Origin of the sequence: Enterobacter sp. 61D5 (genome assembly GCF_034107965.1) — a bacterium.
Classification (GTDB): Bacteria; Pseudomonadota; Gammaproteobacteria; order Enterobacterales; family Enterobacteriaceae; genus Enterobacter; species Enterobacter cloacae_M.
On the sequence record NZ_JAWNFK010000027.1, the window covers coordinates 43,999 to 58,745 of the forward strand.

Below are 14,747 nucleotides of genomic sequence, written 5' to 3' on the forward strand. Positions count from 1 at the left end.
AAATCGATCTAAATCAATATGTTATATTTATGCATTGTGATAATTGATGAGTATCATGAATGTGTGTTTCAGTACAAGTGAAGGGGCTGGGTCATATTGCCTTAACGCATAATCGCCACAGCACCCACCCGCCAAACCCCATCAGCACGACCCCCGCCGTGCGCTCAATCCACCACAGCGAACGGCTGAGCTTCTGTTGAACCACCGTCAATCCCATCAGCGACACCAGCGCCAGATCCCACACCAGCACCACCATCACCATCCAGACGCCGCAGATCGATTGCTGAAGCAGCGTGACGTCCGGCCCCAGCAAGGCCGTCATCAGCGCCAGATAGAACAGCGCGTTCTTCGGGTTTAACAGCGCCGAACCGAGCCCCAGCAGGATCTGCTTACGCAGCGAAGGAAAGCGCTGGTGGGTTTCATTCAGCGTCAGCGCCTGCTGGCGGCTGCGAATCAGATGCGAGCCGACCCACAGCAGGTACAGCGCCCCGCAAAGCTCGATCAGCGTAAACAGCCACGTAAACTGGCGCAGCGCGCTCCAGCCGATAATCACCAGAACAATATAGAGCGCGTTACCCGCGGCGATGCCGAGGCACAATCCGGCGCTGCCGCGCAGCCGATAGCGCGCGGCGTAGCCTACCAGCAGGAAGAAGTCCGGGCCCGGGCTTAGCAGGGCAACAAAGTGCGCCAGCGCCAGGGCGAGAAAAGCGGAAGGGAATAACAGTTCCATAGCGACCTCAGTTAACAATCCGAGGTCAGAATACGGCGCTGCAGAACCTATTTATTGTCTGATATTGATCGGCCCGTGGCGTACTGGCGCGGCGTGGCGGCGGTATAGCTCACGAAGGTCTTATGAAAATGGCTCTGGTCGGCAAAGCCGCTCTGGTAGCCGACGTCGGCGATGTCGTCTCCGGCACGCAGCCGCGCTTTGGCGTACTCCACGCGGGAGATGTTGAGGAAGCTGCCCGGCGTCAGGCCGGTGTCCTGCCTGAAGGTGCGGATCAGGGTCTCCTTGCGCAGCGAGAAGCGTTGGGCAAGCTCGTCGAGGGAAGGCGGGCAGGTGAGATCGGAAAGAAACGCCTGCTGAACCTGCTGGCTGGTTGAGCGAAGCACAGCACTCTTATCCGCGCAGCGGGGAAGGGCAGAAAGCAGCGTCTCCACGGATGCAGGCGACATCGTCTCAACAATATCAAGGTAATGCTTAAACAGCCTAGGGTCGCGAATCACCTGGAACGCCAGAGGAAGCTCTGTGTCGAGGTAGAGCATATGGTAGCTGCGCGGTTGCCCGACGACGGGGTTGCAGCTGTGCGGCGCGTAAGCAGGGATGACAATGAGATCCCCTGGAGCCAGGATAAACTCTTTGCCATCACTGACGCAGCAGGTCTGGCCCTCCACAATCGCGCCGATGGAGAGTTGCGGGTGACAATGACGTTTATACGTCTGCGTGCTCTGCCACGTGCTGCGCAGCTCAAGGCCTGAGGCGCGGCGAAATGTCTGCCGGACGTGTCGGGTATCGGTCATGGGAACTCCTTCTGGACGATTTTTATACCACGTCAGCGAACCGTCCGGCAGCGCTTCATTAAGAACCTTCCGGATATACCCAACTTTACGTCCATAGCCAGTCATGTTGACTACCCTTAATACCCTAAGCGGTAAAACAAGGAGATTCGACATGGCCTATAAGACAGTAAATCCTGCCACCAACCAGCTCATCAAAGAATACCCCTCACATACCGACGCGGATATCGAGGCGGCGCTGAAGGCCGCCGATGCGCTCTACCATTCGGAATGGGCGAATGGCGACATCAGCCAGCGCCTGCCGGTGCTGCATAAGCTTGCCGACCTGATCGACGAGCGCACCGAGGAGCTGGCGAAAATCGCCAGCCAGGAGATGGGTAAGCTCATCGAACAGAGCCGCGGCGAGGTGAAGCTGTGCGCGCAGATCGCCCGCTACTACGCCGACAACGCGAAGCGGTTCCTGGCCCCGGTGAAATATGATTCAGAACTAGGTGAAGCCTGGGTGGAGCACCACCCCATCGGCGTGCTGATGGCTGTCGAGCCGTGGAACTTCCCGTATTACCAGCTGATGCGCGTCCTGGCACCAAACCTTGCGGCGGGTAACCCGGTGATCGCCAAACATGCCAGCATCGTGCCGCACTGCGCCGAGACCTTTGCGCATCTGGTGCGCGAGGCGGGCGCGCCGGAAGGGGCATGGACCAACCTCTTCATTTCGTCCGAGCAGGTGGCGAACATCATTGCCGACGATCGCGTGCAGGGCGCAGCATTAACCGGCTCCGAAAAGGCAGGCAGCGTGGTGGCCGCGCAGGCGGCGAAGCACATTAAGAAATCCACCCTTGAACTTGGCGGTAACGACGTGTTCGTGGTGCTGGACGATGCGGACCTGGACAAAGCCGTCAAGACTGGTGTGAATGCGCGGCTCAACAACGCCGGGCAGGTCTGTACCGCGGCGAAGCGCTTTATCCTGCATGAAAAGATCGCCGACGCCTTCCTGAGCAAATTCACCGAGGCATTTAAGCAGGTGAAGATTGGCGATCCGCTGGACGAAAGCACCACGCTGGGGCCGCTGTCGTCTAAAGATGCTCTGGAAACATTGACCAAACAGGTCAACGAGGCGGTGAAAAACGGCGCGACGCTGCACTATGGCGGCAAGCCCGTTCAGCGCGACGGGAGCTTCTTTGAACCGACCATTCTGACCAATATCTCGCGCGACAACCCGGCGTACTTCGAAGAGTTCTTCGGCCCGGTGGCGCAGGTTTACGTGGTGAAAAACGACGATGAGGCGGTCGCCCTGGCGAACGACTCTCACTACGGTCTGGGCGGCGCGGTGTTCAGCCAGGATATCGAGCGGGCGAAGAAAATGGCGTCGCGTATTGAGACCGGGATGGTGTATATCAACTGGCTTACCGATACCGCGCCAGAGCTGCCGTTCGGCGGCGTGAAGCGCTCCGGCTACGGACGCGAGCTGTCGGATCTGGGGATCAAAGAGTTTGTGAACCAGAAGCTGGTGGTGGTGCACAGGTAATACCCGAGACAAAAAAAACCTGCCGCATGGCAGGTTTTTTTGTTTGTTCGTCGGATTAGAAGCTCACGCCGCCGCCCACGTATGCGCCGTCGATCAGCGTGTGGTTTGGACGACCGTCTTTGCCGTCAACGCTCACGTGGCGGTAACCCACTTTCAGGGTCACAGGTTTGATTGGGGTCCAGCTGACGCCGCCGTTCGCTTCCACGTAGTTTTTGACGCTGTTGTTCAGCCCGTCTGGCGCAACGTAACCTTCGCCGAATACCTTGATGCTGTCGGTCAGGGCAACGTTCACGCCGCCACCGATTGGGAACGCTACGCCGTTATCGCCTTTTTTCGGGCCAACGTAGAGGGCCTTAGCGCCTGCGTTCAACATCACCGGACCGACTTCGAAGTTGTATCCTGCACCTACGCCACCGGTCGTGGTGCCGTCATCGGTATTTTTCAGCCAGCTACCTTCGGTGTACAGACCGGAGGTCGATTTACCCATTTCCACATTCAGGTTGGTAAAGTTTTTACCCTGCTCAATGCTGCCGCCCATCGCCAGTGCGGAGCCCGAGACAGCGGTCAGAGCGGAAAGGATGAGAACGTTAAGCTTTTTCATGAGTGTTTCCTCGTCATCAAATTAATCTGAGGGCACCTTAACAAGTGATGTTTATGACTGCAAATGTGATGCATGTCGTGGTTTTATGCTGATTTTGTTAGCTATTTTGTTTTTGTCTGTTGCTGAATTGTTTCTTTGGCGAGCCGTCAACGGTAATTAAATTCGCGTTTAGGAAAAGTTTAAATAGTTTACTAAACGACGTTTGAACGAGGAGAAAAAAGCCCTTTGAGATGAATTAATTGGGTTTCTAATAATTTCCAAAAGTGTTTCAGTTGTCATAGATAAAGACGTAAGTTTACATTTCTGAAGAGGGATATACGTGCCGCTGCGTTGGTCAGCGTTCCATCTGTGTCATTTTTCTGACACGTTTATTCTTTACGTTGTTGGCTTCACTCTATGGATGCTAACAATATGAAAAGAAAAATTATTCCTGTGCTAATCGGCTGTGCGCTCTCTTTCTCTGGCCTGGCGGCGCAGCCCACTGCTGAGCGCTATGTCGTCAGCTTCCCTGAAGGCTCACACGTGAGCTACAGCGGCGCGTTTGCCAGCGCGTTTCCGAACGGACTGCCCGTGGGAATCGGTTCTGGCCTGCTGTTTACCGGCAAACAGGGCGACGCCCTGACCTTTGCGACCGTGACCGATCGCGGTCCAAACGCCGATGCGCCAAAAATGGGTAAAAACGAAGCCAAAATATTTGTCACGCCAGATTTCGCGCCGCTGCTGATGACCATCCGCGTTGAGAACGGCAAAGCAGAGGCAACGGATGCCCGCCCGCTGCATGATGATAAAGGCGAGATTAACGGTCTGCCGCTGCAAAGCGGCGTGATTGGCTCCACCAATGAAGTGGCGTTCAGCGATACCCTCAAGACCCTGAAGGGTGACAACCGCGGCCTGGACACGGAAGGTATCACGCCGGACGGGAAAGGCGGCTACTGGCTGTGCGACGAATATGGCCCGTTCCTGATTAACGTCGACAGCAAAGGGAAGATCCTGGCGATCCACGGGCCGCAGGCGGCGGAAGGGGAAAAATCCCTCGCGGGCGGCCTGCCAAATATTATCAAATGGCGCCAGGCGAATCGGGGCTTTGAAGGCCTGACCCGGATGCCGGACGGGCGGATTATCGCCGCCGTGCAAAGCACGCTGGATATCGACGGTAAGAGCAAAAAGCAGGCGCTGTTTACGCGTCTGGTGAGCTTCGACCCGGCAACCGGGAAAACGGCGATGTACGGTTACCCTATCGACAGCGCGGCTTATGACAAAAACAGCGACGCCAAAATCGGCGACATCGTGGCGCTCGATGACCAGCACATCCTGCTGATTGAGCAGGGAAGCGATAAAAACGACGGCATGCGTAACCTTATCTACAAGGTGGATCTCAGCAAGGCGAGCGACCTGACCGCCTTCGACAAGCCGGGCGAATACCCGGAGTTTGATGATGAGAAAACCCTGGCGCAGCGCGGCATAACGCTTGCGGCAAAAACGCAGGTCGTCGATCTGCGCGCGCTGGGCTGGCAGCAGGAGAAGGCCGAAGGGCTGGCGCTGATCGACAGCAAAACGCTTGCGGTGGCGAACGATAACGACTTTGGCGTGAAGGTGGCGATGCAAAACCCGGTCGAGGGCAAGAAGCTCAAGGATTATCGGGTGAACGCGGAAGGCAAGCTGACGCTGGATGATAAGCCGGTGGAAACCACGCTCAGCGTGAAGCCGCTGAAGAAGCCGGAGTCGGACAGCGAGCTGTGGATTGTGACGCTGCCGGAGGCGGTGAAATAGGTTTACCCCTCACCCTAACCCTCTCCTCGCAGGGAGAGGGGATTGTTCGGGACGGTTATTTTTTCAGCCCCGCAAACGCCGCCCGAATTTCTTCTTCCGGCAGCTGTATGCCTATAAACACCATCACGCTGCGCGGCGCTTCATCGCCCCAGGGTCTGTCCCAGTCTGCGCTGTACAGGCGCTGCACGCCCTGGAACAGCAGGCGGTTCGGCTCGCCGTCAATCCACAGCATCCCTTTGTAGCGCAGCAGCTTGTCGGCAAACGACAGCAGCAGGTTTTCCATCACCCGCGAAACCTCGCTGATGTCCACCGGGTAGTCCAGCTCCACCACAATCGACGCCACGTCGTTTTGCTTATCTCCCATAAAATGGAAGCGCGGTTTTGCGGTGACGTTCTCTTCCAGCATAAAGCCGTTGGTGTTGAACAGCTGAGACAGATCGATGTCGCCGTGCGTCACCGTGTAAATCGGTGCGCGGGAGTTAATGCGGGTCAGGCGCTCGCGCAGTTTTTCGCTTCCGCCCGCCACGTCGGTTTTGGTCAGCAGGATGCGGTCGGCGTAGCCCACCTGAGACTGGGCGATGGTGAACTGGTTCATCTGCTCGTCGGCGTGGACCGCGTCGACCAGGGCAATCACGCCGTCCAGCAGATAGCGCTGGCAGAGTATCTCGTGAGAGAAAAAGGTCTGAATAATCGGGCCGGGATCGGCCATGCCGGTGCACTCGATCACCAGACGGTCAAAGTCGATCTCGCCGCGATCGCGGCTGTCGAGCAGGTCCAGCAGGGCATCTTCTAATTCGTTAGAGCGGGTGCAGCAGATGCAGCCGTTGGTGAGGGTTTTGATCTGGGTGGCGCGATCGCCGATCAGCTGATCGTCTACCGAGACCTCACCGAATTCGTTTTCGATAACGGCGATTTTGAAGCCGTGCTGCTCATTCAGGATGTGGCGCAGCAGGGTGGTTTTACCGGCGCCGAGGAAACCGGTCAGCAGGGTAACGGCAATCGGGGTCATGGTCTCTCCTTTAGCAGCAGCGGACGCCGCCTTCTCCACTTCCGCCGTAGCGCGCTTCCTGACGCTCGCGGAAGAATTCGGTGTAGGTCATGTACGGCTTATCCGGATGGTTGGTCTTCATATGCTCAACGTAGTTGTCATAGTCCGGAATGCCAATCAGCATTTTCGCCGCCTGACCGAGGTATTTTTTTGCTTCGCCTAAGTTACCAAACATTGTGGGCTCCAGACAGAAAAAGCCCGGCGATGTGACTCCGCTGGGCTTGTGTTCCCCTCACCCCAGTCCTCTCCCAAAGGGAGAGGGGGAGGATCGCGGATTAATGGTGTGAAGAGGTCTTCACGCCGCCTTCCGGCACCGGCACGTACGGGGTTTCTTTATCCGTACGGCCGTCGGCGTTACGCACTTTCAGCCAGGTTTTGATGCCATAGAAGATGATGCTGTACACCACCACCAGGAACAGAATGCTCAGACCCGCGTTGGTGTAGTTGTTCACCACGATATGGTTCATGTTGGCAATCTGCTGCGCGGTCAGATCCGCGCCGCCTGCGGCAATCTTCTCTTTGTACTGGTTAGCCATGAAGAAGAAGCCTTCCAGCTGCGGGTTGGCGCTGAACAGCTTCAGGCCAAGTGCCCAGGTGGTGCAGAGCAGCAGCCACAGCGCAGGAACGACCGTTACCCAGATGTATTTGGTGCGCTTCATCTTCACGAGGACCACGGTGCCGAGCACCAGCGCCACGGCGGCCAGCATCTGGTTAGAGATACCGAACAGCGGCCACAGGCTCTTCACGCCGCCGAGCGGGTCGACAACGCCCTGATACAACAGATAGCCCCACAGGCCGACGCAGCCCGCCGTACCCAGAATACCCGCCACCAGAGAGTCGGTTTTCTTCAGGAACGGTACGAAGTTACCGAGCAGATCCTGCAGCATGAAGCGGCCCGCACGGGTACCGGCGTCCAGCGCGGTCAGGATGAACAGCGCTTCGAACAGAATACCGAAGTGGTACCAGAAGCCCATGTCCGCCCACGGCAGCACTTTGTGGAACACGTGTGCGATACCGACGGCCAGCGTAGGCGCACCACCGGCGCGGTTCAGCACGGACGGTTCGCCAATGTCTTTCGCCGTCTGCATGATCTGCTCAGGCGAAATCACGAAGCCCCAGGAGCTGACGGTCGCCGCCGCGTGTGCGCTCGCGTCTTTCAGCTGCGCCATAATCAGCGCCGCGTTGTCACCGCCCATTTCGTGCAGGTTTGGCATGGTAATGCCGAGGCCAGCAGGCGGGGTGTTCATCGCGAAGTACAGACCCGGTTCGATAATGGAGGCTGCAACCAGCGCCATGATCGCCACGAAGGACTCCATCAGCATCGCGCCGTAGCCGATCAGACGCGCGTCTTTCTCGTTCGCCAGCAGCTTAGGCGTGGTACCGGAGGAGATCAGGGCGTGGAAGCCGGAGACCGCACCGCAGGCGATGGTGATGAACAGGAACGGGAACAGGGCGCCTTTCCACAGCGGGCCGGTACCGTCGATGTACTGGGTCACTGCCGGCATTTTCAGATCCGGGTTAATCACCAGGATGCCGATCGCCAGACCGACGATAACGCCGATTTTCAGGAATGTGGCCAGGTAGTCACGCGGGGCCAGAATCAGCCAGACCGGCAGCAGCGCGGAGATAAACGCATAGCCAATCAGCGCGAAGGTGATGGTGGTGTCCTTGAAGGTCAGCGCCGGGCCCCAGTAAGGGTCGTGCGCAATCACGCCGCCGAAGTAGATGGAGGCGACCAGCAGTACGATACCAATCACCGACACTTCACCCACGCGTCCCGGTCTCAGGAAGCGCATGTAGATCCCCATGAACAGCGCAATCGGCACGGTTGAGCAGACGGTGAAGACGCCCCACGGGCTTTCGGCCAGCGCTTTCACCACGATCAGGGCCAGCACCGCGAGGATGATGATCATAATCAGGAAGCAGCCGAACAGCGCGATGGTCCCCGGCACGCGGCCCATCTCTTCTTTGACCATCTCACCCAGCGAGGCGCCGTTACGGCGAGAAGAGATAAACAGCACCATAAAGTCCTGCACCGCACCCGCCAGCACCACGCCGGCGAGCAGCCACAGGGTACCCGGCAGGTAGCCCATCTGCGCGGCCAGCACCGGGCCGACCAGCGGGCCTGCGCCGGCGATAGCGGCAAAGTGGTGACCAAATAGCACGTAGCGGTTGGTTGGCACGTAGTTCAGGCCGTCATTGTTAATGACCGCCGGAGTGGCGCGCGTCGGGTCGAGCTTCATGACCTTCTGCGCGATGTACAAGCTGTAGTAGCGATAAGCCACAAGATAGACGGAAACGGACGCGACCACGATCCACAGGGCGCTTACGTGTTCGCCCCGGCGTAATGCGACAACCGCCAGACAAAAAGCGCCGAGGATCCCGAGTAAGGCCCAGGGCACGTGCTTCAGTAGTTTTTTAGTATCCATAGTAAGACCTGGTTTTTTATGTAAAGAAAAAAGGGTCAGGGTTCGTTGTGAGGAGGTATTGATTAATGCTGGAGCGATCGTGCCAGATCTACGCGCGTGTAAAGGACGGTAAATGAATGAGTGGTTGAAAGAACCAGGTGAGCGGTCAAAGGGGGCGGCGAGCGGTTCCGGCTCGCCGCCACGGGGCGAAATTATGTGATTGAGATCACTTGATTATTCGGGTTACGTTCTACCGCCAGATAGTTCTCCAGGGTTCTAATCAGTTTTTCCTTCAGCCAGTTCGGTTCCAGAATCTGAATGTGGGGCAGCCAGTAGAACAGCAGCGGCAGGATCTGGTTCTCGTGCGCCGCCTGGCAGCGAAGCGTGACGCCGCCCTGTTGCTTTTCCAGCAGCTCCTGTTCCGGCAGAAGATCGCGGCGCAGGAAGTAATGTGAAATATTATCTTTGATAAATATTTTCACTGCGAAAGTATTTTCAGACACCCAGGGATCGAGGCTTTTCTCCAGCAGCTCAAGGACATTTTCTTCGGGCGTAAAGGTCGTTTTCTGAATATCGAACCAGCTAATCTGGCTCAATGAGAAGGATTTCAGGCGGCTATTTTCGGTGGCTTGTAAATACCATATATTTTTTTTGTTAATGAGTTTATAGGGATTAATCAGACGGGTTTTCCCCTTATAAACGATCTGACAAACATTATGGTTTTTAATCGATTTCTCGATTTTCGTTAAATGACGGCGAATATCACGTTCTACCGTGTGTTCTGCCTCATTGCCAAGAATAAGAATATGGTTTTCGTCAACGCGCGTTTCGAGCTTCTGCCAGAATTCCGTATTTCTTTCAGGGAAAAAGCTGTCAGCATTCAGGAAGTTAGCAAGGGTGTGATGTAAGCCTTGTCCGCCGGGCGATTGCGCAGAATGGATCAGTCGATATAGCCCGTTACCGGTATGTTCAACAATAGGAGATAGGGCATTTAAATCCCGGTAGACGGTACGCTCGGTAATTTTAAATTTTTCCATTAGCGCACTGCGGTTTACCACACCGTTTAAATGTAGCTCAAGGAGAATATCGACCAGACGTTCAGCCGAGCGGCTCCGCGTCGTTTTAGCCATAAGGTCATCCTGTATATTTAGGTATGCGCTGAATGATGCGGGTGCACTGACGCGCGGTGTCAGTATTCAGGCACAGAAAATTTCTCTTACGGGTATATAACGGCGTGATTTAGCGGAAACCTTAGGAGTTTTTGTAGAAAGCGGCGCTGGCCGAAGAAAAAGGCCAGCGCGAGGGGGGATCACACGGCGGCTTCCGCCTCCAGCATGACCGGGTGGAAGCGGCGCTTGAAGTAGATCAGACCGTGTCCCGCGTCGCTCAGAATGATGTTCTTAACTTCAACAAGGTAGACAAGATGCGTGCCGATGGTTTGCACCTGGCTAATCTCGCCTTCAAGGCTGGCGAGCGCGCCCTTGAGCACCGGCTGCGCCAGCGGCCCTTTCTGCCAGCAGGAGAGGGCAAAGCGCTCCTCCATCGTCATACCGGTCATCCCGGCGAAATGGCGAGCCATGATCTCCTGCTCATGGTTAAGTACGTTAACGCACAGCCTGCCGTTGCCCTGAAATACCGGATTCATGGCGCTGTTGGCGTTGATACACACCATAACCGACGGCGGGGTGTCCGTGACCGAACAGACGGCGGTGGCGGTAATGCCGCAGCGGCCGGCCTCGCCCTCGGTGGTGACCACATTAACCGCAGCCGACAGGCTGCTCATTGCGTCGCGAAAACGCAGGCGTTGTTCATCTGAATGCATTGCTACCTCCCGCTGCGCTATTTCAGCAGCTTGTCGAGCATGTTGATATCGCTGTTATTGTGCAGGTGCGGCACCGTCCAGCCGTGCTGGTCGTACTCGGACATGCAGCGGTCGACCATCGCCATCATCTTGTCCATGTTGCCGGAGCTTTGCGCCTGGCGCAGACACTGCAGGCGGATCTCATCCTGGCTTCCGGAGTAGTTGATCTCGTACAGCTCGTGACGACCGCCAAACTCGCTGCCGATGGCGTCCCACATCAGCTTCAAAATCTTGATGCGTTCGACGTGGTCCATACCGTTGGAGCCGCGCACGTATTTCGCCAGATACTGGTCGATCTGCGGGTTGTTCAGATCCCGGGCGCTGGACGGCAGGTAGATCAGACCAGACGTCACGTTACGCTCGATGATGTTCTTGATCTTGGCGTAGGCCATCGGGGCCATCACGCGGTAGGTTTGCAGCGCGGCGTGATCCGGCAGATACGCGCCGTTGACCCACGGGGTGGCTTCGGAGCACATGGAGTCGCTCAGCGCCCAGAACATGTTGCGCCAGGCCACCACTTCGCCGAGATCCGCCTGCACGCCGCGGAACTCCAGGGTACCGGTGCACTCCAGGGATTTCTTCAGCAGGGCGGTGATGAAGTCGAGCTTCACCGCCAGACGCACGCAGGCCTGCAGCGGGTACATCCGCGCAAAGCCGCCTTCCATCGTCCAGCGACGGCAGCGGTCGAAATCGCGGTAGATCAGCACGTTTTCCCACGGGATCAGCACGTGATCCATCACCAGGATCGCGTCGTTCTCGTCGAAGCGGCTGGAGAGCGGGTAGTCGTAAGGGGATCCGGTTGCGCCTGCCACCATCTCGTAAGAGGCGCGGGAGATCAGCTTCACGCCTTCGGCATCCATCGGCGCGACGAACATCAGCGCGAAGTCCGGGTTTTCGCCCATCACCTGCGCGGAGCCGAAGCCGATCATGTTGTAGTGGGTCAGCGCCGAGTTGGTTGCTACCACCTTCGCGCCGCTGACGATGATCCCGGCGTCGGTCTCTTTCTCCAGCTTGATGTAGACGTCTTTCACCTCGTCCGCCGGCTTGTGGCGGTCGATCGGCGGGTTAACGATGGCGTGGTTGAAGTACAGGCCGGTTTCCTGAATGCGCGTGTACCAGCTGCGGGCGTTCTGTTCGAACTGGCCGTAGAAGGCCGGGTTGGCGCCGAGTGCGCAGCCGAACGCGGCTTTGTAGTCCGGCGTGCGGCCCATCCAGCCGTAGCTCAGGCGCGACCACTCGGCGATGGCGTCGCGCTGCTGGCGCAGGTCGTCGGCGCTTTTCGCCACGCGGAAGAACTTGTGGGTATAGCCGCCGCTGCCGGTGTCGGTGCCCCAGCAGAGCGTGTCCTGCATCTCCGGCTTGTGCAGCGCGTCGTACATCTGCGCGATGGAGGCCGCCGCGTTGCGAAACGCCGGATGGGTGGTGACGTCTTTGACGCGCTCGCCGTAGATATAAATCTCACGGCCGTCCTGCAGGCTTTTTAAATACTCTTCGCCGGTTAACGGACGTTTGGCATCAGCGCGGAAATCTTCAGGCTTCATAGGGACCTCGTATCGGAATAGGGTTGTTAAATTTATGTTTTGTTTTTGTTGTTTAATTGAAGCCTGAGAGGGGCGTAACGTGAAGGGACGATTGGGACAACGGCGGGTACTTTTCGCGAGAGATCGCAGAGTGTGATTTCCCTCACCCTAACCCTCTCCCAAAGGGAGAGGGGACGGTTACTCCCTCTCCCTTTGGGAGAGGGCCGGGGTGAGGGGAACAGGCGATACCGGTACTTTCTGCGCCCGATACGCGCTCGGCGAGCACCCCACTAAGCGGTTAAAAAACCGGGCAAAATAGGCCGGGTCCTTAAACCCCAGCTGCCAGGCAATGTCGCTGACCGCGCTGTCGGAGAAGAGCAGCAAGCGTCTGGCCTCCCGCAGCTGGCGGTCGAAGATCAGCCGCTTCGGCGGGCGGTTGGCGAAGCGGCGGCAGATATCGGTCAGGCGGGATTCGGTCAGGTGCAGCTCGCTGGCGTATTCCGGCACCGTCCAGTGCTGGTGGTAGTGGGTATCTATTAGCTGGGTAAAGCGCTGGAACAGCTTCAGCTCGCCGCGCATGCCGCCCGAAGCGTGGTCGTCGAGCTTCGCGTTGCGCAGCAGCAGGGTAAACACCGCCTGCGCCAGCAGGACCAGAGTATGTTCGCGCCCCGGCAGCTGTTCCGTGGATTCCCGGGCAATGAGCAGCCAGTAGTGCTTCAGCGCCGCCAGCTCGTCCGGCCTGTCGGCCAGCGAGAGACAGATCCCCGGCAGGCCAAACGCTTCCCGCGTGCCGGGGTAGAGCACCTCCAGCAGCGGCCAGATGAGATCCTCGCGCACCGTCAGCACGTGTCCGTCGCTGTCGGATTCGGTGATAAACGCGTGCGGCACCGATGGCGGCGTGAGGACGAACAGCGGGGCCTGCACCGAGTAGCGGTGATCGTCGAGCTGGAGCTCAATCTGCCCGGTATCGAGAAAGTGCATCTGAAAATACTGGTCGTGACGGTGCGCCTGCATGTCGCGGCCAAAAAAGGCCGCCATGCGCGCGAACGACTGGTAGTGCACGTCGTCGGTGCCCAGACTTTCGTCGTACTCCTTGCTAATGTCGATGTTGGTAATGGGGCTCTGGCACATGGCGGCTCCCTAGTGGATCTTCTGCGCCGCGACGCGCGGCTCGCGCTCAAGGCTTTCGCGCTGCGTCATCGGGATGCGCGTCAACACCAGCGCGCCGATCGCCAGCAGCCCGGCCACGAACCACAGCCCGGAGCTGAAGCTGCCGGTTGCATCACGCAGAATGCCGATCAGCAACGGGCTAACGGCGGATCCGACGTTGCCGATGGCGTTGATCACCGCCAGCGCCACCGCGCGGGACTGCAGGCTAATCACCCGATCCGGCGTGGTCCAGAATATAGCCATGGCGGTAAAGGATCCGGTTGAGGCCATAATGATGCCAAGCAGCTGGATCAGGCTGTGATCGGTGGCCGAGGCCAGCATCCATCCCGCCGCGGCGAACAGGTACGGCAGGATGGTGTGCTTTTTTCGCTCTTTCAGCCTGTCGGAGCGGCGGCTCCACCAGATCATCCCGAGAATGGTGCAAAACTGCGGGATCGCCGCCAGCAGGCCGATGACGATATTGCTGCTCCCCGTGTTGAAGCTTTGCAGGATCTGCGGCGTCCAGATGTTGATGGCGCTGAGCGTGTTGGTCAGGCAGAAGTAGGCCAGCGTGTAGAGCAGCACCGCCGGGGTCAGCACTTCGCGCAGCGTCGATCGCGGCGTGACGGATTGGGCAATGGCGACCTCCTGCTCGCGGGCGATCATCGTTTTTAGCGCCTGCTTTTCGTCGTCGTCCAGCCAGGTGGCCTGATCCGGCGTGTCGTTGAGGTAAAACCAGGTCACCACGCCGAGCACTACCGACGGCAGCCCCTCGAGCAGGAACAGCCACTGCCAGCCCTTCAGGTTCCACAGCCCGTCCATCGCCAGAATGTAGCCGGAGAGGATCGAGCCGAGCATCATGGTCACCGGCATGGCGATCATAAACAGCGCGTTGGCGCGGGCGCGGTGATAGGCCGGGAACCACCAGGTGAGATAGACCAAAATCCCCGGCAGGAAGCCCGCTTCGGCAATGCCCACCAGCATGCGCAGGACGTAGAGCGTTTCAGGGCTGGTGGCGAACATGGTGCAGGTGGAGGCGATGCCCCACACCACCATGATCCCGGCGATCCAGCGGCGCGCGCCGATCTTCGCCAGCATGATGTTGCTCGGGATCCCGCACAGCACGTAGGTGACGTAAAACAACGTCGCGGCCAGGCCAAACATGGTCGACGTGAGGCCCAGATCTTTACCCATCGTCAGCCCGGCAAAGCCGATGTTGATGCGATCGAGAAACGAAAAGACAAACAGGATAAAGAGAAAGACGATCAGGCGTCGGAACAGCTTGTTAATGGCGCGATGTTCAACAGCTTTATTATCATGAGTTTGCAGGGTAGAGGTCGTCATGGT

13 protein-coding genes are annotated in these 14,747 nt (G+C 58.1%); 2 read left to right on the forward strand and 11 right to left on the reverse strand.

The annotated features are described in order from the left end of the window. Positions 1–91: 91 nt before the first annotated feature. Complete coding sequence (locus tag UTM25_RS21400; protein WP_194400889.1) at positions 92–730, reverse strand: LysE family translocator; 639 nt, start codon at positions 728–730, stop codon at positions 92–94. Between the two features lie 47 nt (positions 731–777). Further along, positions 778–1,521 (reverse strand): AraC family transcriptional regulator, encoded by a 744-nt coding sequence (locus UTM25_RS21405; RefSeq protein WP_194400887.1) that lies wholly within the window; start codon positions 1,519–1,521, stop codon positions 778–780. Between the two features lie 151 nt (positions 1,522–1,672). Here UTM25_RS21405 and UTM25_RS21410 point away from each other — a divergent pair, with 151 nt between their 5' ends. Then, complete coding sequence (locus UTM25_RS21410) at positions 1,673–3,043, forward strand: NAD-dependent succinate-semialdehyde dehydrogenase (RefSeq protein ID WP_194400885.1); 1,371 nt, start codon at positions 1,673–1,675, stop codon at positions 3,041–3,043. A gap of 55 nt (positions 3,044–3,098) precedes the next feature. Here the strand turns inward: UTM25_RS21410 and UTM25_RS21415 are convergent, their stop codons facing one another. Then, complete coding sequence (locus UTM25_RS21415) at positions 3,099–3,644, reverse strand: YfaZ family outer membrane protein (protein WP_120159648.1); 546 nt, start codon at positions 3,642–3,644, stop codon at positions 3,099–3,101. Positions 3,645–4,055: 411 nt separating this feature from the next. Between UTM25_RS21415 and UTM25_RS21420 the strand changes: the two genes are divergently transcribed. Further along, positions 4,056–5,414 (forward strand): esterase-like activity of phytase family protein, encoded by a 1,359-nt coding sequence (locus tag UTM25_RS21420; RefSeq protein ID WP_194400883.1) that lies wholly within the window; start codon positions 4,056–4,058, stop codon positions 5,412–5,414. A gap of 55 nt (positions 5,415–5,469) precedes the next feature. Here UTM25_RS21420 and yjiA read toward each other — a convergent pair whose 3' ends face one another. From yjiA to hpaX, 8 genes are all read right to left on the reverse strand, one after another. Continuing rightward, positions 5,470–6,423, reverse strand: a complete 954-nt coding sequence (gene yjiA / locus UTM25_RS21425; protein ID WP_194400881.1) for a GTPase — start codon at positions 6,421–6,423, stop codon at positions 5,470–5,472. A 10-nt stretch (positions 6,424–6,433) separates the two neighbouring features. Continuing rightward, positions 6,434–6,637: a YbdD/YjiX family protein gene (locus tag UTM25_RS21430; protein ID WP_003856610.1), complete on the reverse strand. Its 204-nt coding sequence runs from the start codon at positions 6,635–6,637 to the stop codon at positions 6,434–6,436. Positions 6,638–6,737: 100 nt separating this feature from the next. Continuing rightward, the gene (locus tag UTM25_RS21435) at positions 6,738–8,891 is read right to left on the reverse strand and encodes a carbon starvation CstA family protein (protein ID WP_194400879.1); all 2,154 of its coding nucleotides are present in this window, start codon (positions 8,889–8,891) and stop codon (positions 6,738–6,740) included. A gap of 191 nt (positions 8,892–9,082) precedes the next feature. Next, positions 9,083–10,000 carry a helix-turn-helix transcriptional regulator gene (locus UTM25_RS21440; RefSeq protein WP_194400877.1) on the reverse strand — a complete coding sequence of 306 codons (918 nt, stop codon included), beginning with the start codon at positions 9,998–10,000 and terminating at the stop codon, positions 9,083–9,085. A gap of 179 nt (positions 10,001–10,179) precedes the next feature. Further along, positions 10,180–10,692 carry a 4-hydroxyphenylacetate 3-monooxygenase reductase subunit gene (locus tag UTM25_RS21445; RefSeq protein WP_023310274.1) on the reverse strand — a complete coding sequence of 171 codons (513 nt, stop codon included), beginning with the start codon at positions 10,690–10,692 and terminating at the stop codon, positions 10,180–10,182. Positions 10,693–10,709: 17 nt separating this feature from the next. Further along, complete coding sequence (gene hpaB, locus UTM25_RS21450; RefSeq protein WP_063439872.1) at positions 10,710–12,272, reverse strand: 4-hydroxyphenylacetate 3-monooxygenase, oxygenase component; 1,563 nt, start codon at positions 12,270–12,272, stop codon at positions 10,710–10,712. Between the two features lie 177 nt (positions 12,273–12,449). After that, positions 12,450–13,382 carry a 4-hydroxyphenylacetate catabolism regulatory protein HpaA gene (hpaA, locus tag UTM25_RS21455; protein ID WP_194400875.1) on the reverse strand — a complete coding sequence of 311 codons (933 nt, stop codon included), beginning with the start codon at positions 13,380–13,382 and terminating at the stop codon, positions 12,450–12,452. 9 nt (positions 13,383–13,391) lie between these two features. After that, a complete protein-coding gene (gene hpaX / locus UTM25_RS21460) occupies positions 13,392–14,744 on the reverse strand; it encodes a 4-hydroxyphenylacetate permease (protein WP_194400873.1) in 1,353 nt (450 codons plus the stop codon). Positions 14,745–14,747 lie beyond the last annotated feature (3 nt).

Coding starts and splice junctions, on each gene's coding strand:
- UTM25_RS21400 (WP_194400889.1), bottom strand. CDS start 730: ATGGAACTGTTATTCCCTTCCGCTTTTCTCGCCCTGGCGCTGGCGCAC.
- UTM25_RS21405 (WP_194400887.1), bottom strand. CDS start 1,521: ATGACCGATACCCGACACGTCCGGCAGACATTTCGCCGCGCCTCAGGC.
- UTM25_RS21410 (WP_194400885.1), top strand. CDS start 1,673: ATGGCCTATAAGACAGTAAATCCTGCCACCAACCAGCTCATCAAAGAA.
- UTM25_RS21415 (WP_120159648.1), bottom strand. CDS start 3,644: ATGAAAAAGCTTAACGTTCTCATCCTTTCCGCTCTGACCGCTGTCTCG.
- UTM25_RS21420 (WP_194400883.1), top strand. CDS start 4,056: ATGAAAAGAAAAATTATTCCTGTGCTAATCGGCTGTGCGCTCTCTTTC.
- yjiA (WP_194400881.1), bottom strand. CDS start 6,423: ATGACCCCGATTGCCGTTACCCTGCTGACCGGTTTCCTCGGCGCCGGT.
- UTM25_RS21430 (WP_003856610.1), bottom strand. CDS start 6,637: ATGTTTGGTAACTTAGGCGAAGCAAAAAAATACCTCGGTCAGGCGGCG.
- UTM25_RS21435 (WP_194400879.1), bottom strand. CDS start 8,891: ATGGATACTAAAAAACTACTGAAGCACGTGCCCTGGGCCTTACTCGGG.
- UTM25_RS21440 (WP_194400877.1), bottom strand. CDS start 10,000: ATGGCTAAAACGACGCGGAGCCGCTCGGCTGAACGTCTGGTCGATATT.
- UTM25_RS21445 (WP_023310274.1), bottom strand. CDS start 10,692: ATGCATTCAGATGAACAACGCCTGCGTTTTCGCGACGCAATGAGCAGC.
- hpaB (WP_063439872.1), bottom strand. CDS start 12,272: ATGAAGCCTGAAGATTTCCGCGCTGATGCCAAACGTCCGTTAACCGGC.
- hpaA (WP_194400875.1), bottom strand. CDS start 13,382: ATGTGCCAGAGCCCCATTACCAACATCGACATTAGCAAGGAGTACGAC.
- hpaX (WP_194400873.1), bottom strand. CDS start 14,744: ATGACGACCTCTACCCTGCAAACTCATGATAATAAAGCTGTTGAACAT.